At 38.7% G+C, this 19766-nt stretch carries 17 protein-coding genes; 11 read left to right on the forward strand and 6 right to left on the reverse strand.

Going from position 1 to position 19766, the window contains the following annotated elements:
- Nucleotides 1-606: 606 nt before the first annotated feature.
- Nucleotides 607-837: a hypothetical protein gene (locus tag DV942_RS05000; RefSeq protein WP_145855764.1), complete on the forward strand. Its 231-nt coding sequence runs from the start codon at nt 607-609 to the stop codon at nt 835-837.
- A gap of 2 nt (nt 838-839) precedes the next feature.
- Nucleotides 840-1208, forward strand: coding sequence for a type II toxin-antitoxin system VapC family toxin (locus DV942_RS05005; RefSeq protein WP_145855766.1), 369 nt, complete (start codon nt 840-842; stop codon nt 1206-1208).
- A gap of 224 nt (nt 1209-1432) precedes the next feature.
- Here DV942_RS05005 and DV942_RS05010 read toward each other — a convergent pair whose 3' ends face one another.
- Complete coding sequence (locus DV942_RS05010) at nt 1433-1879, reverse strand: RrF2 family transcriptional regulator (protein ID WP_090982095.1); 447 nt, start codon at nt 1877-1879, stop codon at nt 1433-1435.
- A 215-nt stretch (nt 1880-2094) separates the two neighbouring features.
- Between DV942_RS05010 and DV942_RS05015 the strand changes: the two genes are divergently transcribed.
- Both DV942_RS05015 and DV942_RS05020 read left to right on the forward strand, forming a co-directional pair.
- The gene (locus DV942_RS05015) at nt 2095-3315 is read left to right on the forward strand and encodes a metallophosphoesterase (protein WP_186462429.1); all 1221 of its coding nucleotides are present in this window, start codon (nt 2095-2097) and stop codon (nt 3313-3315) included.
- A gap of 501 nt (nt 3316-3816) precedes the next feature.
- Nucleotides 3817-4443, forward strand: coding sequence for a M23 family metallopeptidase (locus DV942_RS05020; RefSeq protein WP_090982093.1), 627 nt, complete (start codon nt 3817-3819; stop codon nt 4441-4443).
- 83 nt (nt 4444-4526) lie between these two features.
- On the opposite strand, the gene DV942_RS05025 is transcribed toward DV942_RS05020, so the two are convergent.
- A complete protein-coding gene (locus DV942_RS05025; RefSeq protein WP_145855768.1) occupies nt 4527-6230 on the reverse strand; it encodes an FAD/NAD(P)-binding protein in 1704 nt (567 codons plus the stop codon).
- A gap of 380 nt (nt 6231-6610) precedes the next feature.
- Between DV942_RS05025 and DV942_RS05030 the strand changes: the two genes are divergently transcribed.
- Nucleotides 6611-7174 carry a DUF1543 domain-containing protein gene (locus DV942_RS05030; protein WP_145855770.1) on the forward strand — a complete coding sequence of 188 codons (564 nt, stop codon included), beginning with the start codon at nt 6611-6613 and terminating at the stop codon, nt 7172-7174.
- Here the strand turns inward: DV942_RS05030 and DV942_RS05035 are convergent, their stop codons facing one another.
- The 3 genes from DV942_RS05035 to serC form a co-directional block, all read right to left on the reverse strand.
- Nucleotides 7175-7966 (reverse strand): DUF4350 domain-containing protein, encoded by a 792-nt coding sequence (locus tag DV942_RS05035; RefSeq protein ID WP_244950829.1) that lies wholly within the window; start codon nt 7964-7966, stop codon nt 7175-7177. It abuts the gene before it with no gap.
- Between the two features lie 338 nt (nt 7967-8304).
- Complete coding sequence (locus DV942_RS05040) at nt 8305-9423, reverse strand: DUF1015 family protein (RefSeq protein ID WP_145855772.1); 1119 nt, start codon at nt 9421-9423, stop codon at nt 8305-8307.
- Between the two features lie 10 nt (nt 9424-9433).
- On the reverse strand, nt 9434-10531 hold the full coding sequence (serC, locus tag DV942_RS05045) for a 3-phosphoserine/phosphohydroxythreonine transaminase (RefSeq protein WP_145855774.1): 1098 nt from the start codon (nt 10529-10531) through the stop codon (nt 9434-9436).
- A gap of 320 nt (nt 10532-10851) precedes the next feature.
- Here serC and DV942_RS05050 point away from each other — a divergent pair, with 320 nt between their 5' ends.
- The gene (locus tag DV942_RS05050; RefSeq protein WP_145855777.1) at nt 10852-11319 is read left to right on the forward strand and encodes an Lrp/AsnC family transcriptional regulator; all 468 of its coding nucleotides are present in this window, start codon (nt 10852-10854) and stop codon (nt 11317-11319) included.
- Nucleotides 11320-11755: 436 nt separating this feature from the next.
- Here DV942_RS05050 and DV942_RS05055 read toward each other — a convergent pair whose 3' ends face one another.
- Nucleotides 11756-12385, reverse strand: a complete 630-nt coding sequence (locus tag DV942_RS05055; RefSeq protein WP_090982083.1) for a DUF4159 domain-containing protein — start codon at nt 12383-12385, stop codon at nt 11756-11758.
- Nucleotides 12386-12496: 111 nt separating this feature from the next.
- On the opposite strand from DV942_RS05055, the gene DV942_RS05060 reads away from it, so the two are divergent.
- The 5 genes from DV942_RS05060 to DV942_RS05080 are packed head-to-tail and all read left to right on the forward strand — an operon-like array spanning nt 12497 to nt 19701.
- Nucleotides 12497-13534 carry an AAA family ATPase gene (locus DV942_RS05060; protein WP_342354903.1) on the forward strand — a complete coding sequence of 346 codons (1038 nt, stop codon included), beginning with the start codon at nt 12497-12499 and terminating at the stop codon, nt 13532-13534.
- The gene (locus DV942_RS05065) at nt 13534-14421 is read left to right on the forward strand and encodes a DUF58 domain-containing protein (RefSeq protein ID WP_244950830.1); all 888 of its coding nucleotides are present in this window, start codon (nt 13534-13536) and stop codon (nt 14419-14421) included. The genes DV942_RS05060 and DV942_RS05065 overlap by 1 nt, the downstream gene beginning before the upstream one ends.
- A 3-nt stretch (nt 14422-14424) precedes the next feature.
- A complete protein-coding gene (locus DV942_RS05070; RefSeq protein ID WP_145855779.1) occupies nt 14425-15795 on the forward strand; it encodes a BatA domain-containing protein in 1371 nt (456 codons plus the stop codon).
- On the forward strand, nt 15782-17914 hold the full coding sequence (locus DV942_RS05075; protein ID WP_145855781.1) for a DUF4175 family protein: 2133 nt from the start codon (nt 15782-15784) through the stop codon (nt 17912-17914). Before DV942_RS05070 ends, DV942_RS05075 begins: the two co-directional genes overlap by 14 nt.
- A 2-nt stretch (nt 17915-17916) precedes the next feature.
- Nucleotides 17917-19701 carry a hypothetical protein gene (locus DV942_RS05080; RefSeq protein WP_145855783.1) on the forward strand — a complete coding sequence of 595 codons (1785 nt, stop codon included), beginning with the start codon at nt 17917-17919 and terminating at the stop codon, nt 19699-19701.
- Nucleotides 19702-19766 lie beyond the last annotated feature (65 nt).

The following is a 19766-nucleotide window of genomic DNA, read 5'->3' on the forward strand; positions in this document are numbered from 1 at the left end:
TAAAAATGCCTCCCTTTCACCGGGAAGCATTCCATGTTTTATACTAAAAGTGATCTGTAGGTTCCAATTATTGCGTTTTGCAACAGCACATCATCTGTACAGCAGTTAACTTTTCAGGCATAAAACTGAAATTTATATGCCAAATATATAAAGTATATAGGAATAGTAGTAATTTATTATAAAAAAATTTACATAGAAGAACGTCATTTCGACTGGAGCGCAGCGAAATGGAGAAATCTGTAAATTAAATTCTTAAATTGGGGTAACTGAAAACTACAAATTGCTAACTGCCAATTGGTACCTGATTTGGGCGTTCTCTAAGCTGCGCAAAGGTCGGGCTTTACAGGGCTCCGCTTCGCTCCGGTACCGATGAAGAATCGGCACTGAACCCTTACAATCCCTAACGCGGAATCACCACTTACCTGGAACAGACTTCCGAAGTTGGTCTTTTGCTCATGCCCTATTGAAAATTAGGAATTCATATTATACAATAATCTGTGTAGGAAAGGCGGCTAAGAACAAACGTTTTTACATCTATTTTATATACTAAAACTTTATTTTAGTATTTTTGTTTGTATCTCATTATCATAATATTTATATCTCAGCATGGAGCTCATTTTAAAATCAAATAACGAAGAAAGCCTGGCGAAGATTATCGCGTTAGCTAACAAATTAAATGTAGTTATTGAGAAGAAAAATATTGTTTCTAATAATTCAGTTAAGGTTAATCTCAAAAACCGTATTCTTAATTTTAAAGCTTCAACATCTTCGTCTTTTGACGATGCATCTGAATGGCAACAAAATCAACGTTCCGATCGTGAATTACCTTTTTTATAGGTATGGCTTTTCTTTTAGATAGTAATGTAATTATTTATTCTTATTCAAATGAGTACGAATACCTGAGGGAGTTAATTATTGACGACTCCTGTTTTGTTTCGGAAATATCCCGTGTTGAAGTACTCGGTTATCATGCATTGAAGACAGAGGAAGAAAAATACTTTACTGATATTTTTAAATATATACCAATCATCCTTCCTGGTCAAGACATATTTGACAGGGCTGTTGAAATTCGGAAAAAGTACAATCTTAAACTTGGTGATAGTATTATCGCCGCTACCGCTTTAGTACATAACCTTGAAGTTTATACTCGCAATTTAAGCGACTTTGAACGGGTTAAAAAATTAAAATGTATTAATCCCATTCGTTAAATCTTCGGTACTGATCTTAATTTAATAATCATTATCAAAATCAGGATGGTACTACCATCTCTGTTAAAAAATCCTGTAAAAACTAAACTTTTATTTCCAAAAAAACCAAACTCAATAATGACGATCCTCCCTGAGGCTTATTTCCATTAAATAATTCCGTCAATCATATTGATTTTTATAAAATAAATTAGCCCTCAAGATGACGGATTGGGTTAAGTAAAAGACTATAAATTAACGATACCGATTTTTAGATTATCCTCGCGGCCGATTACATCTGCAATGCTGGTTTCGGTTAAAACCTTGAGCGTAGCATCTCTAACATCAATAAAAGCACTTCTGATTCCGCACGTTTTCTCATCTACACACTCATCACATTTGTGGTAAAAGTTTAAACTCGCACAGGGAACCATGGCGATCGGCCCATCGGTTACACGCATTACATGTACCAAAAAGATTTCTTCAGGTTTTTTGTTGAGGCTATAACCGCCTCCGGCACCTTTTTTACTATATAGAAAGCCTGCGTTACGCAAATCGAGCAGAATCTGCTCCAAAAACTTTTTAGGGATATGCTCCTCCTCTGCAATTTTCGAAATCTGCATGGGTGGTTTATCTAAATTTTTGCCCAACGCCACAAGCGCTTTTATGGCATATTTTGTCTTTTTGGATAGCATATTTGTACAAAGCTAATAAAAGAAAGTAAATTATAAAATATGCAACAGGAAGTTGATTTTAATTCCTCCTGCTATCATATTGATAAATATAATGCAGAATAATGATCATTGCTTTAATCAAACGGGCGTAAAAATAACTTCATCATTAAACAGAAAGTCAATTATCAGCGTTTAAAATCTACTTTTGCGCACCATTCTGAATTGCAGATTTAATCATGAAAAGAAAACTCAATCTATTGCCGCTCATCATTGTTGCAATTATATTTTTTGCCCTTAACGCTTATGTTTTATCTGGCCTGGGTGCAATCAGTCAATCCAGCTTATTAAGCCCCATTTTCTGGGTATTTATTACCGGTTTAACTTTTGCCTTATTTTTTGCCATTCAGCAAATGCGGATTCAGGGCATCAATAAGTTTTTCCAGATCGTCAGCCACACTTTCCTGATTGTTTTCGCTGCAGAAATTGTATTCGCCTTTTTTCTGCTGCTCGGCGATGTTTTCCGATTATTGATGGCAGTTGCTATTAGTTTTGAATCAGGTGGATTTCATATCGCTGCCAGAAACAACTACTGGGTAGATTTTGCTTTTATAATGTTCTGTTTAACCATTGCCCTGTTTGCTTATGGCATTACCCAGGGAAAATATGCTTACCGCGTAATTAAACATACTTTATACTTTGATGATCTGCCTGTAAGTTTTGATGGCTTTACGTTAACGCAAATTTCTGATGTACATGCGGGAAGTTTTACCAATCCAAAAGCCGTTCAAAAAGGGATTGATATGATTAATGCGCAAAAAAGTGATCTGTTTGTTTTCACCGGCGATCTGGTCAATAATGCCGCATCAGAAATTGTACCTTACATAGGCCATTTTTCGCAGATTAAAGCACCATTCGGACAGTTTTCTGTTTTAGGAAATCACGATTATGGCGATTATATCAAGTGGCCAACAGAAGCAGATAAAATACAGAACCTGAACCGATTAAAAGCGTACCACAATGAACTTGGCTTTAAACTTTTACTGGATGAACATGTAGAACTGCATAAGAACGGCGAAAAAATCATATTAGCTGGAATAGAAAACTGGGGAATTGGTTTTGGAGAACGTGGTGATCTGAATAAGGCCTTACAGAATACCAGTGTTACCGATTTCAAGATTTTGCTCTCGCACGATCCTTCGCACTGGGATGCACAGGTAAAAAATTATCCGTCTAAAATTAACTTATCCCTTGCCGGGCACACCCATGGCATGCAGTTTGGCATAGAAGCTTTCGGGATCAAATGGAGTCCGGTGAAATACCGTTACAAACACTGGGCAGGCATTAAGACCGAAAATGGCAGGTTTTTAAACGTAAACAGGGGTTTTGGTTTTCTGGGTTTTTCAGGCCGGATCGGGATCTGGCCAGAGATTACGGTGATAGAGTTGAAGAAAAAATAAACAACAAATGCCCCGGGATGGGGGATTTGTTGTCTACGCAATCGTCATTCCCGCGCAGGCGGGAATCTTATGCAAGTAACAAGTCCAGCTAAAGTATTACGATTCCCAATCAAGTTGGGAATAACGAACGCAAACGCCGTGGTCTGTGTCCCCACAGACCACTCGGAATAAACATCTTGATCGGTCGGTGAGACACCAACCAAGGAATTCATTTGAAGGTGCAGTCAGACGTTGCCATCTGACTTTGGGTAAATCGAGCGATTGATGAAATCAAATAAACCTTCTCTTTTCCAGATTAATATCGGCCATAAAAATAATATGGATCGCCCAGTTTGAGTGGATTGCAAAACAATTAAAAACCCAAAAGCCCTTGAAGTTAAATCTGTTCAGACCGATTTCTTCGTTTTACTGCGCTTTAGTTGAAATAACCATAATATTATTTTAACTACAAAGATAGTTTATCTATTAAAATCGTTATCTTGCTTTAAATTACCTCATGGCATGAAAACATTATTATTTATTTTTTTATCAATGCTATTATTTGAAACGCCAACCATTGAGAAAGACCGCGACCGCTGGAAGCCTTATTACACCAATGTCGCTCCTGCAAAAACTGCAGATCAATGGTTTTTACCCTTTGATGTAGCTAACCGTAAAAAGACAATCAACATTAAAATCATCAGCATTTTTGGCGATCACCGCGACAGTTATGTTAAAGGCCATATTCACACGGCTATTGATATCAATCCTGCTCAACCAAAAAGTAAACTTGTTGGTGTTTATGCCATGGCCAACGGAGTAGTTTGTTCTGTACATTTAGGGGAAAACCAACGTACCGTAGTGGTCAAACATAAACTGCCTAATGGCCAAACGATGTTCACTTCTTATAAACACCTGAAAGAGATTTATGTAAGCAATGGTCAGCAGGTGGATCAGAATACCAAACTGGCCAGGTTATTTACACCGCAGGAAAGTAAAAAGTATGGAGGCGATTATCACCACCTCCATTTAGAAATCAGGAAAAAATTTGATGATTATGGCTGTGCCAGCTGGTTAACCTTTAATAAGCTACAACTGAACGAACGGTTTTACAATCCCCAAAAGTTTATGAAGGAATATGTTAAATAAAGATATTGTGAACGGTCTACTTCAGATTTCTTTGTAAATTTTACCGCGTAAATAACAAGTTACTTCCACCTAAAAATAAAACTCTAGCTTAAGATACGATCCAATACCGCTTCAGAAGCGGCTTCACAAAAATCGATTCCTGAATAATCCGGATTATAACCACCGATGTATGGAACGGCCATGATATAAATTCTTTCATTCGCCTCACCAGCCTCATCAACCACCTGAAAATGATCATTGATGGTAATACCGGGAACAGTCAAAAGATAATCATCGCCCTTTTTGGTTACTAAATCATTGTGTTTCATTTCTTCTTCCCCTATTTCGGCAGTTTTGAATTTTAGTGTCGCCGGACTAATAGTCTTATTGCTGATTAAGCTTTTAAAAGGAAAATCGTCAAAAGAAAGATGTGGCTGGCCAATACAGTCGATAAAGGTATCGAAATGGACGGTTACCTTTTTACCATCAACCTTGTAATGATAATCTGCTCCGCCAGTTGTTAAAGGCTCTACCTCTGCCTGATCGCCAACGGCAACAATGCTTAATACGCCCGCATCATGAAGGGCCAAAAGCTCTCTGCACGAACTTTGGGGAACAAATGCAATTACAATAGAAATGAGTGGCATCAAAACTTTTTGCAGGCGTTCCATATCTTCTGCCGAAAGGTATTTTGCAGGGTAATTCATGGCGAAGCTTAAAATGGCGAGTGCTTCTTTCCAGTAGATGGATTTCCTTTTCTCAATGGATTTTTCTGCTTCTTCATATTCTTTCTTAAACAGATCGAATGGTTCCATTTTTTCACGATAATCCATCATGGCACCTACAAACTCCTCAAGGTTCATGTCTTTGATCTTTTTATAAAAAACAGGATCTTTTTCAACGAACATTTGTTTAAAATTCTTTTCAAATACATAATCCAATGGCAAAAAACCTCCATTTTCTTTAATGCTTTCCTGAATTTCGGCCTTACTCAGCGTCTCTTCTTTGCCCAAATGGGAATCTTCCAGATGGAACCTCACCGCTGGCAATAACCCACTGCGTGAGTGCATTACGATTTTAAAACCTTCGCTGGCTAACTGGTAAGAATAGGTACCATCTTCGTTAGTTGTAAACTTTCCGTTTTGCCGCGCCAGGGTTCTTAAGGCATCAATGGCAGTTAATGATGAACCCATAATACCTACGGTGTGGTTCACTTCTAATGCAATCTTTTTTGGTGGATATGGCGAATCGAAATAACCAGGAATTTTTCCTTCATATTTTTGAGGCCAATTATGACCAGTACAAATAATTACAAGATCGAAACGAATTTTATTTTGTCCTTTAATGCTCACCACAACCTGCTGATCTTCAGAAACATCAACAATATCATCAACCACACAATTTAAGTGTACATCAGTTTTAATACCTTTATTTTCTGCAACTTCTTTTAATAAGTTAAACTGGGCAGAAAGATATTCACCAAAAAACAATCTTGGCAATACCTTGTATTCGTTAAATTTGTCCTCATCGATATCAAACTTTTTTAAAATCTCTTTTGGTGCAATTTTTACCCAATCTTCAATAGAGTTGAATATAATCGGAATTTCATTGTCGGATACGTTGGTAATGTGTTCTACATTTGCCCCTTCAGCACTATAAGGCATACCCGCCCCCAAGTAGCCTTTGCGTTCGAATATTTCTATTTCGAAATTGGGAACTTCAGATTCAATTAATCTTTTATACATGAACAAGCCGCTCGGGCCGCCACCAATGATGGCAATTTTCTTTTTTGCAGTTTTCGTATCCATTTGTAACAGATACAATCTAAAAAAAAGAAAATTGTTTGGATTGTTTGTTAATAAGTTAACAAGTCAGGGTTCAGAGGTCCGGAGATTTAGGTTCTGAAATTAGGACGTCCTTTAGACAGCAATGGAAAATTTTTAACCTGCTATGATAGATCTCTCTCCTCAACATTCAGGGCTACGGTAAAGATGAAGAAAATACAGTTAAAGTCTCTCTTCAAATCTTGTCCTGCGTGCCTGCTCGATGCGCGCTGTGGTTAGAAATGAAGAAAATCCTAAAATTTAAGAACCTATTTAGCTTAACTCTGTTAAAAAAGGTGAGTTTTATTAACAGATTGAATTTTGAATGATAGATTGCCGGAAGGCATTAATGAATTAATACACCAATGAACGAATTAAAACTATATATGATTTTACTGGGCTCAAAAGCCCCGAAACGAAATGTCGAACAGCACGACTATTTCTTCGGCATTGCCCATTCGCTAAAAGATCTGGTGCCCGAGATTAAGGCTTTTTGGCCGGGGACGGGCACCAGCCTGCATATTGATGGCTGGAGGGAAGTGAATAAGGTGGATGATTATGAAATCAGCATCGGGTTACGTGACGTGCATACCTTACCCTCGCTCCACAAATTGTTCTTTATTAACCTTGGCGGCTATCTAACTAATCAGTTATATGAGCAGCATCATATTGTACTATCGGTACATGATGAAAGGGCCAAAGCCATACAGGAAGCAAAGAAAACGGTATTTTTTAAAACCAATTCGATAAAAGGCGCCAATTCTCATATCGACGAAAAATATGGCATTGATGTAGACGATATTTATAAAATTGAAGACATTTTAAGCGATGAATCGAAACAAAAATACCGTATCGAGATCAAACCATCATCAGGAAATTTACCTGATGATGAAATTCATTTAGGCTATTTTAAACTGGATAAGCTGTAGCTATTTCCGCGCAAGCATTTTTAACCACCTTACCAGATCTACAGCAGCCTTATCATTTTCAAAATCCATCTCTTTTGGCAAACGGCCATTAACGTATTCGTCGTACAACCACGGATCGGCAATGGCCACCACATTACCCTTACCATATTTAGCATGGGCAATAACCGTTGCACCGGCTTTATTTTTTAATACTGGCTTAGCAGCGCCTTTGGTTTCAATAGCGCAAATATCTTTCATAAATATTTTTTGCGCCGTTTTAAACACCGGGTTATTTTTGATAACAATAGCGCCATCCTCAAAATGATTGTCATCAATAACATGATTTTGCATGTCATTGGTAAAGTGCATGCCAAACACCTCTGCCAATTTATTAAAATGCGGCAATTCTACGTTGGCACTATCATTGGCAAACATAACCAATACACCTCCCTGTTTTACCCAGGCAGCAATTTCGGCAATATCTGAAGCCTGAATATAATTTGGTTTCGGATTTTCCTTAGGCCGGTCGGGATCTACAATTAAATATACTTCGCTTCCTTTTAACCTGGCTGCAGTTGGTGCAGTTTCAAGCGAATCCAACTTAAATCCTTCCTTTTTAAATATACTGCCTAAAATAGAAAAACCACTCATCGCCTGCTCACCCCACAGATAGTGAAACCGAACCTCTTTACCGTCCTTATCTTTACGGGTTTCACGATTGAAAAAATAATCTAGAGTAACTGTTTGTGCACTTGCCTTGATAGCAGAAAAAATTAAAATGGAAAGTATGCAAGCCCTAAAAAGCATTTTCATAAATATATCAGGTTAATTGTAATCAACCAAAAGTATAAAATTTAACGATAACAAAACTGCAATGATGAGCGCATAAACATACTTTTAATCCTAAAACCGATTCTCCATCAAGCTAAACTGATGTAAAAAACAAAAATACTCGCCGCGATTGAAGTGCTAAAATAGGTCAGAGCCAATGCATGTAATCTTGCTCTGTATCATTTTTTCTCTTGTTAACTTTAAGATGCTTTTTCAAAAAAGCCACTAAAAAGAATGTAATGATCAGAAAAGTAGCACCTACCTGCGCTATATTTTCCAAGTCGAGATCTGACATATTGTTTATCGTATAAGTTTAACCATTAATTTATCTTTAACTGTTCGACTTTTGCCTCTATAGCTGAAGAACTACAGGCCATCAAGCCCTGCGGAACCTTTGGTGCTATCCAGGTAGATTTGGGCGGTAAAAATCCGCCCTTTTCTGCCACCGTTATAAATGCATCGGCGGTCATTGGAAAAAGTGAAAAACCAATTGCGTTTTCATCGCCTTCTAGTTCAGCAAGAAATTGCACCCATTTGCAATCCGGGAAACAAATCAGCCTCTCGTCATCCTTGGGCTTATGAATACCCAGCACAGGAGCAAGAATGTAATCCTGTAAAATCACCGTATCGGGCATTGCAGACAAAGCAGAGACGCCATTTAGATCCAATTGATACCACTCTCCTTTAAAAAAGAGACCTATCCTATTTTTCCGATCGGGCTTGTAAGGTCTATTATTTGGAATTTTGGAGATATAATAATGTGTTTTCAGTTTTTCCATAAACGAGGAGCAAGAAGTATCTGTACCTGCAATCATTCTGTGAAAGGCACTAATGGAAATCATGTCAGCAGAAACCAATAGCGAACTGATCTGCTGAGGCCTGCTTTGCTGCAAAGCAAAGGCAGCTTCCAAACGGTGATGCCCATCGGCCAGATAAAGCGAGTTAACATTTTTAAATTTCTCAACAAATTGTTCAATCAGCTCGTCTTCCGATACCTGATAAAGGAAATGCCCCATTTGCGACCATTCATTTTCCAAAGGTTTTCTGGTACGCACCACAAAATCGATCAGCGCATCTAAGGTTTTATCTTTTTTATGTACCAATAAAATCGGAGATTTCTGAATGGACTTACCTTTCCGATCGACCATAATCGACGCTACTTTTGATGATAAGGTTTCTTCATGCCTTTTAATGGTGTTTTCTGGTGTCAGACTAAGATCAATTGCCGCCCAAATTCCCCTCATCACACCGTTTTCACCACTGAACTCATAAATATAAATTGCAGGCAGATCATTTAAAGCACATCCGAAAAGATTGAGCAGGTCTTCAAATGACGGCTGTTCATTTTTATGCAATTTATCGTTTGCCTGATTGGTAATCAATAGTTCAAACAGGTCTTTACCAGGCTGTAGTGCTTTTAATGGAGCGATTTTTATCATCTTTAATAGATTATTCGAGTTCAAGCGCTATCTTCCCGCTATATTCTTTTTCAAAAGTGGCCATAGCTTCCACCAATATTTCAACACTTGATAGCGGAAGTGCATTGTAAAGCGAAGCCCTAAATCCGCCAACGGTTCTATAACCTTTTATGCCCACAATTCCCTGGTCTGCAGCAAATTTTAAGAAACCGGCTTCCACTTCTTTATTAACCGCCAAAAAAGTAACGTTCATCCGCGATCGATGTTCAACATCGGCGGTTCCGTGAAATAGTGGGTTTCGGTCTATTTCAGCATACAACAATTTTGCCTTTGCTATATTTTTTTGTTCAATTCCACTTACACCACCCTGATCTTTAAGCCACAATAAATTAAGCATGGCTACATATATCGAAAAAACCGGCGGGGTATTGTACATGCTCATATTATCTCGGAAGATCCGGTAATCCATCATGGAAGGGGTTTCTTTTTTTGCCTGGTTGATAAACTCATTTTTTGCGATAATTAATGTCATACCGGCAGGACCCATATTTTTTTGGGCACCTGCATAAATGAGATCAAAATCGGTGATGTTGATTTCTCTTGAAAAAATATCGGATGACATATCGCATATGAGCGGTGCACCTCCTTTTGGGAAATCAAACATTTCAGTCCCCTCAATGGTATTATTTGACGTGCAGTGCAGGTATGCCACTTGCTTATCGTAATTAAAATCAACCGGGATATAGGTATAATCTTTATCTCCAGAAGAAGCGAACACCTCTACTTCACCAAACAAACGTGCTTCTTTAATGGCTTTTTGTGCAAAATACCCCGTATCCAGATAAGCCGCTTTTTTTCCTTTGTCCAAAAAATTCATCGCAACCATAGCAAATTGCGTACTGGCCCCGCCCTGTAAAAACAGTATCGAATAGTGATCGGGAACAGCCAATAACTCGCGAACCAAAAGCTGGGTTTTAAGTACTACATCTTCAAATTCCGGCGACCGATGGGAAACTTCCAGGATAGATAAACCCATCCCCCGCCAATTGATTACGGCCCTGGCAGCTTGTTCCATTACAGATGGCGGCAATATACATGGGCCGGCACCAAAGTTGTGTTTTTTGTACATAAAAGAAGAATATTCGGTTAGGATCAATTACATTGTAAAGATCAGTAGTTAAGCACATTATACGGCAATAACCTGTTTTTTTGGTAAAAATTATTTTTTACCCAACCCTCTACATGCTAAAATTTGGTTTCACCTGTTCATTGGATAAACGAACAGAATATAATTTTTACTGATCCTCCGAAATCCTTAATATTATTGTAAAAAATACACTAAGTAATTTTTTAAATAAATATCAAAAAACAATTAAGTACAACTTAATTTAACTATTTTTAAGCTTTACAAAAGCAACAAAAATAAAAAAATATACACTAAGTATTAACATGCAACCTCCAAAAGTTGACCAGACAGATATCGAAATCCTTAACCTTTTACAACGTGATGGACTATTAACCTATAAAGAAGTTTCCGGAAAGCTCAGGAAAAGCATGACCCATATTGTAGAACGAATTAAAAAACTGCGAACAAATGGTTATATTAAATCAACAGTTGCCCTGGTAGAAATTGATAAATTGAGGTCACATTTTATCGCTTTTCCGCATATTCAACTTACCATGCATTCGGAAGATATTGTGAAAGCATTCAAGATGGAGATGGATAAATATCCCGAGGTGATGGAATGTTATCATCTTACCGGGCATTTTGATTTTATGCTTAAAGTAGCTATGCCCGATATGGTTTCTTATAACCATTTCCTGAGGGAGAATATCGGTTCTCTGGCTTATGTAGGTAACATACAGAGTTTTTTAGTACTGAATCAATCAAAAGCTGAAACCGCGTATGCATTGTAGTTTATTTGCCTTTAGATTATTTGCCATTGGTTAAGCGTGGGAGCATATGGTATCCGCATATCCATTCCCCTCTCCCAGAGGGGTGTCCGCAGGACGGGGTGTTTTGGAAACATGTAAAGACATATCACCTGACAGATGGTAACATCTGGCAGCACAGAAATCTGCTGCTTCCAAGCTCTAATTAATGAATGATCTAAACCTGTCAGATGTTAACATTTGACAACACAAAAAACAGCGAACCTGGAATCAAACACTGTTTCTGAAATGTGATCCTGAGTGCAACTAAGGAACTTTTATTGAATTATTATCCTTTAAAAGATTTGCTTCGCAGAGCCTCCGGGTTCTTCACTGCGTTCGTAATGACAACAGTTATGCATTCTTTATGGAAATCCGCATGGATATTACCGGCTATTTAAACTTTGGAAACTGTCAAGCACTAACTATTAATACCCATAGCGTACAGAATGATATTTACCCCGAACTTCGTATTGTCTTCAGCTAAAAAACGTTTGTTCCTGAAATCATAATCCCACTCGCAACCATAATCTTTATTACTATACAATACGCCTATCCTGTTGTTAATGGTAATGGCCTTCAGGTAATCATGTACCAGATCATCACCCCAGCCATTCAGCTCAAAAGATGTTGTTGGCGGTCCCTTTTCAAACTTGAAGAAAGCATTGTAAATACCATGGTTATTGGGGATTTTCTTTAAAGCCTGAGGTCCAAAAAGGTTACCCATCTGCGTTTCAAATGAGCGGGCAAACAAGCCATCAATATCGTGGTTGCAATCGTCAACAAAAACGAAGCCCCCGTTGTGTACATAAGTTTTAAAATTTAGGGCTTCCTGCTGTGTAAACTGAACCAGCTTATGCCCGCTTAAATAACAAAAGGGATATTTAAACACATCGCGACTGCTCAATTCAACAATTTTCTCTTCCTCATCTAATGGAATGGTGGTATACTCCAACAGCGAATTTAATAGATTAGATGGCATGCGCTGATCCGTATCCCAGTCGCCTGAATTATATTTTAACCTCGCAAATGTAAATTTAGCTCTTCGCACAGCCTAAAATTACCTTCATTTTTCATTATTTGCGCTTTCTGCCTAAATTATCTTGTAAATTTTTTGATATTCTTTTCACAAGTTTAAAACTATGTATCAATATGAGCTATATTGAAGCACAATATCATTGTATTAAAAAAATCAACCATTTTGGAGCGTTCAGAAAACAACCTAAAAATATTGATCGATAAGATCTCCCTGTTAAAAAGCGAAATACAGAAAGTAATTGTTGGTCAGGATGTAATTATTGAAGAAATCCTGATTGCCTTGATGGCAGGCGGCCACTGTTTACTTGAAGGTGTACCGGGTTTGGCGAAAACTTTGATGGTAAGAACCCTATCGGAAGCGCTGGCTCTTTCGTTTAGGAGAATACAATTTACGCCCGATTTAATGCCGACTGATATTGTGGGCACCGAGATCCTGGAAGAAGACCATGTTACCGGAAAACGGTTCTTCAAATTTAATAAAGGGCCATTATTTGCCAATATTATTCTGGCTGATGAGGTAAACAGGACTCCGCCAAAAACCCAATCGGCTTTATTAGAGGCCATGCAGGAATTTGAAGTAACCTATGGCGGACAAACTTACCCTTTAGATCGCCCATTTTTTATCCTCGCTACCCAAAACCCTATTGAACAGGCCGGTACTTATCCACTACCTGAAGCACAGTTAGACCGTTTCCTGTTATACATCAAGATTGGCTACCCTACCGCAGCAGAAGAAACACAGATTTTAAGCAGCACCACAGGTAGCAAAAAGGCCACAATCAATCCGGTTATCGGTGCAGAAGAAATCAAAGAACTTCAGGCCATTACCCGTGAAGTAAGCATTAGCGATGACCTGATTACTTATGTCAGCGAAATGATCCGTGCTACCCGCCCTGACACCACGACGGTAAATTTTGTAAAGGAATGGGTACGCTGGGGAGCAGGTCCGCGTGCCGGGCAAGCCTTAATTTTAACTGCGAAGGCAAGAGCATTATTTAAAGGCCGGTATGCAGTGATTTTGGAAGATTTACAAACGATGGCTTATCCTGTACTGCGTCATAGGGTATTAATGAACTTTAAAGCAGAAGCTGAAAATGTTTCATCAGACAAGGTAACCGAAGAACTGATCAAGGCCATTTCGAAACCAAAAGCCAATATTTAATGAGTAAACTGCTCGATCCTAAAATATTGATGGCCATTAAAGACCTATCCTTATCGGCAAAAATGACGATTGATGGTTTTATGAATGGCATTAACAAAAGTACCGTAAAAGGTGCAGGGTTGGAGTTTAGCCAATATAGAAGTTATCAGCCCGGCGATGATTTGCGCTCGCTCGACTGGAAAATGTTTGCCCGGTCAGATCGCTATTATATTCGCGAATCGGAAGTGGAAACTAATATTGCCTTGCGTATATTAATAGATGCAAGCGCCTCGATGAGCCATAGTGATGGCGATTTTAGTAAAATAGATTATGCCCGTTATCTCACGGCTTCTTTAGCCTTCCTGGCCAGTTTACAGGGCGACGCCGTTGGCTTATACGTATTGAAAAGTGCGGGCATCTATGCTATGGCGGCGAAGCAGAATTACCAACATTTGGCCAGGTTGTTTTATCAGCTGGAGCAGATTAAAGCTGAAGGCCACTTTACCAAACCCATTCATTACACCGAATTATTTGCCAGCACTCAAAAACGCGAATTGCTCATTTTTGTGACCGATCTTTATCAAACTAATGATGAGATTTTTAAATTGCTGGACACCTTAAATACACTTCGGCACGAAATTGTAGTTTTTCATGTGTTAGCCAGGAATGAACTTGAGCTTGATTTTAAAGGCTATAGCACTTTTGAAGACCTGGAAACGGGCGAAACGATTCAGATTGACCAGGAAAAAGCAAGACAGCGCTATAAGAGCAAACTTGCAACTTATTTAGCCGAAACCAGAGCTAAAATGCTCGACAGAAGAATTTTTTACCGCACCATTTCTACCCACGAACCTTTAGATGAGGCTTTAAGAGATTTTTTAAAACAAAGAAGTAAACTAAGAATTTAAACATTGCATTTTCTATCTCCCATAGGTTTATTGGCACTGGCCGGACTAATTGTTCCGCTCATTATACACCTGTGGAATGTTAAACAAGGCAAAACGCTTAAAATTGGTAGCATAGCACTGCTTGGTGAAAGTTCGAAGGCGAGCGCTAAAAGCTTTAAAATCAACGATTGGTTATTATTCTTACTTCGCTGTTTGCTCTTGGGAATATTGGCTTTTTCGCTTGCAAAGCCGTATTTGAAAAAAATAATCCCGACTGAAAAGGAAACCGGATGGATTTTGCTTGATAGCGCTACTTTTAAAGAGGTTTTCAAATCAAATAAAAACACAATCGATTCACTGCTCAACAAGGGTTATGAAATCCACGATTTTAATGTAGGTTTTAAAGCATTAACGTTAAAAGACACTGCTGAACATCAATCTGAAAAATTCAACAATATTGACTATAATGATTTACTTCATGCTGCCAATCAGTTTATCCCTGCAGGTGCGAGCGTTTATCTCTTCGCCGATCGGCGCTTGACCCGTTTTGGAGATGAATTACCAATCCTTCATTACCAATTGAACTGGATCCCATTAAATCAAACCGATACCATAAGGAGCTGGATTGCCGGATATGCCGGGAAGAAATATGAAGCAAAATCGAATCCATCCAATACCACCTACCAGGATTTACATTCAGGAGACGAAGCACCTATAAAAATTGCCATACATCAGGCTCCCGGAACTCCAGATGGAAAATATGTTATTGCAGCCTTAAAGGCAATTGGCAGTTTTACCAACCGGAAAATCGTCATCAATCCGCCCGCAGAAAAAGCTGACATCGGTTTTTGGCTATCAGCTGATGCTGTAGCTGCAAATTTTAAATCTTCCATTAAAACAAATGGAACCTTATTTCAATATGAAAACGGGAAAATAATTGAAGAGCCTTCCTTTATCAAACTGGATGGCCGCCATATTAAATTGAGTAAAAGAATAACCTCGTCGGATAGCGCTGAAAAAATATGGACGGATGGTTTTGGAAATGCTATTTTAACAGAAGAAAAAACCAAAAATTTACATATTTTCCACTTTTACAGTCGGTTTAATCCGCAGTGGAATGATTTGGTTTGGGATGGTTTGTTTGTAAAAGCGTTAATGCCAATGGTAATCAGTACAGACAACACCGCAGAATTTGGCTTTGAAAACAACGCTGCCGATCAGCGACGCCTATCTGCCAGGCGAACCGTTGACTTTCAACCCGGCGACATCCGATCCAAGTCAAAAAACACTCAGAATATGCTGCTTCAACCTTTATTCTGGGCAGTTGCCTTATTGATCTTTATTACCGAACGGATTTTATCATTCAGAAAAAAACCAGCCGATGTTAAACACTGAAGGTAGAAATTGGATCACTAATTTAAGGATAAAATGGATTAGCTTTTATCTGATTGGCATGGTTTCTATTGCCCTGGCTACTGCTTTGGTTTTATCTTTTATTTGCGTTTACCCGCTGCATTATTCTCCATGGTTTTTTGCGATTATTTTTCCTGTTGTGCTCGGCATCTTATTGTACATCAAACCGATTTGGAGAACCACCGATCAGGATATCACGCGTTTTCTGAATAACCGATATCCCGAGCTGGAAGAAAGCGCTGATCTGCTGCTGCAAAACGATTCTGAATTATCCCTACTGCAACAATTGCAACGCAGCAAAATCGAAAACATCATTCCTAAATTAGTGCAGCCAAAAGAACCTTTAAAGAAATTATATGCTGGCTTGCTCATCCTTTTAGCAGGCTTACTGATCAGTTTTGCAATTACTCAGATCCCATTACGCCATAATGATTCTTTAAAAGACCGCGAAAAGGCGAATCAAATTCTGCCGATCAAAGAAAATATACCCGCAGAAATCTCCGATTTCAGCGCCACCGTTATTCCGCCACCTTACACCGGAAAAGGAGAAAGGAATCAAAAGCAGTTTACCATTACGGCCGAGACCGGTGCCCGGATAGATTGGAAAATAGAAACAAACATTGGCATCAAAAAGTTGAGCCTTGTTTTTAACAATACTGAAATTATTCCATTAAAGGCTTTGAACAAGGCACATACACGATGGACTGTCAGCAAAACCATCAGCAAATCTGGTTTTTATCAGCTGGATCTTGATGGTAAAAAATCAGATCTCTACCAGGTTGAAGCGATTCCAGACCTGGCGGTTACGATCAAAATTACCCAACCAAAACAGCACACCACTATCGACATTGGTCAGCCACAAAAAATCAATCTAAAAGTATTGCTTACTGATGATTATGGCATTAACGACGCTTTTATATCGGCTACCATGGCCAGCGGCAAAGGTGAGGGTGTGAGTTTTACTGAGAAAAAAATATCATTTGACACCAATTTTGGCAATAGGAAGACTATCGCACTGGAAAAATTGATTGATTTGAAAAACCTGGGCATGAAACCAGGCGATGAACTTTACTTTTTTATCAAAGCAATGGACAACCATGGCCAATCGAGCCGGTCGGATGTGTATTTCGTTTCCATTGTAGACACTACTGAATTAATGAGTTTAGCTGGAATGACAAATGGTGTTAACCTGGTTCCTGAATATTTCAGAAGCGAAAGGCAGATCATTATTGATACCGAAAAATTATTGAAAGAAAAATCATCGATACATGTACAAACTTTTAAAAACAAAAGTAATGAAATAGGTATTGACCAAAAGCTTTTGCGCCTGCGTTACGGGCAGTTTTTGGGCGAAGAAAACGAAACTGAAATTGGTGGCGACCATGACGATCACGATGGCCATACGGAACACAAGGCTGAGGGTGAAAAATTTGGTGATGTAACCAGCATTATGGACAAATACGCCCATAAACATGATATTGCAGAAGACGCTACCTTTTTTGAACCTGAAATAAAAGCACAATTAAAAGCTGTTTTAACTGAAATGTGGAATGCTGAACTGCGCTTGAGAACTTATAAGCCACAAGAAGCTTTGCCTTATGAATATAAAGCGCTCAGGTTACTGAAAGATCTCCAACAGAAATCACGCGCTTATGTGGCCAAAACAACCGTAAAAACGGCAGCGTTGAAACCCGAAAAACGTTTAAGTGGTGAACTGGATAAAATTACCCAGCCCGTGCAAAAAATGACATTTGAGCAAAAGGAAAAGAGAATTGCCACGCTCAAGATAGCACTTGCAAGGTTGGAAAGCAGAAAAACAGGCAGGAAATTTACTGAACAAGATGAGTTCTTAATTAATCAAACAGAAAAATACCTGATTGGCGCCTCAGCAGATCATCCTGCTACTTATTTAACTGCACTTAGCAGTTTAAGGAAGTTAAGCACAGGCAATAAATTGATAATTAATGATATAGACCTGGTGCAACGAGCCATACAAAAAATGATCGGTCCCGAAGGTGCAAAACCACAGATGCAAAATGCCGGTGCAGCCTCGGCTCTGTATCAGAGCTATTTTAAAAACCTCAATAAAACAGACCGATAGCTATGGAATTTAAATATATCGCTATACTGACTGGGCTGTGTTTACTGGCTTTTTTACTTTATAAAGAGGCACACAGGTTTAATAAAGCAAGATTGATCTGGCGGATTTTGGCTAACATTATTGCGGTAAGCTGTTTTGTGCTTTTAATTGTACCCATCAGGTACAAAACGAGCAGGCCACAAAATACAGACGAAGTTATTTTAATCACCCAAGGCACTCATCCGGATTCGACTACCAACCTAAAGGGGAAGAAATACGCACTTTCCTCCGCGAACCTGAAAAACACAAATGTTATAACCATTCCAGATCTTCCTTATTTCCTAAAATCAAATCCAAATATCCGGAAACTGAAACTTTATGGCTATGGGTTAAACAAAGCCGAATTAGCGCGACTAAAAGGGTACCGGGTCAGCTTCCATCCTGCTGCAAATCCCACCGGAATCATCGCTGCCAACTGGCCTGGCAAATTAAAAACAACCGAAGTATGGCAGGTTCAGGGTACTTACCAGAACTCAGGAATGGAGCCAGTTAAACTTTTGCTCAAAGGCTTAGGCAAAACCGTAGATTCAATCGAAATCGATGCAAAATCGAGTAAAACCTTTTCCTTTAAAACTACGCCAAAACACACTGAAAAAGCTGTTTATGAACTGGTTAGTTTGCAGAAAACCGATACACTGGCAAAAGAACCGGTTCCGATGCAAGTTGGTGATGAAACACCAATGAAAGTATTGATCATGGCCTCTTTTCCAGATTTTGAGTATAAATTTCTAAAAAACTGGCTCTATCAAAATCAGTATCCTGTAGCTTTCAGAAGTCAGATCAGTAAAAACAAATATGCCTTCGATTTTCTCAATCTTGATAGTTTGAACCTGACAAGGATCAATAGCTCATCCTTAAAAAAATTCGACATCCTGATTATTGATGAAGAAGAATTAGCTGCTATCAGTCCTGAGGAAAGATCATCAATAGCGCTTGCGGTTAAAAACGGACTGGGTTTATTGATCAGGGTGGCTAATTTAAAAGCTTCAACAACACTTGGCAGCAGGTTTAGCAGATTTGAATCATCCGCCCTGAAAGGGAAACTGCTCAATTTAAAACTTACTGAAGATAATTCTAAACTTACTGCCTTACCAATTGAACAAGGATTATTTTTAAAGCCTGAATATACAGATAAGCCTCTTATTGTAGATGCCAGTGGAAAAACACTGGTCGACAGTAATATCGACGGTTATGGCAAAGTACTGGCCTCTACACTCTCGTCTACCTTCCACTGGTTACTTTCAGGAAAAAAAAATGATTATGCCGCCTATTGGTCAGCACTTTTAGCCAGCGCGGCAAGAAAAAGAAATAATGTGCTAACCATCGACATTTTTCCTCAATTCCCTGCAATTAATCAAAAGATGAAGATAATTGCAGATTTGGCAGCATCCGGCCAGGTACCAACATTAAAAATCGATAGCATTTTACTCAGTCCACGGCAAAACATGGTGCTTCCTTTCCAGTGGGATGCTTTTTACTGGCCTCAAAAACCGGGCTGGACTTATCTGGAAGTAAATCAAAATGTTGAGCCCATATACATTTATAAAAAAACCGATTGGCAAGCGCTCAAAAACCAGCAAAAGCTGGATGAAACACATCAGTTTATAAAAAACCTGAACACAACAGAAACTAAAAGCAAAGTAGCAGATGTCGTTTTAGAAGAAGAGGTTTCGATTTGGTGGTTTTTTATCGGTTTTTTACTGGCTGCTGCCTTTTTATGGTACGAAGCCAGGATTTTGGCTGGTTAATAATTTGTTCAGCCGCCAAACGGAGTGAAGGATCTGCCCTATCTGTAATTAAAAGCACTTTCCCT

It is taken from the genome of Pedobacter suwonensis, assembly GCF_007833675.1.
GTDB classification, from domain to species: domain Bacteria; phylum Bacteroidota; class Bacteroidia; order Sphingobacteriales; family Sphingobacteriaceae; genus Pedobacter; species Pedobacter suwonensis.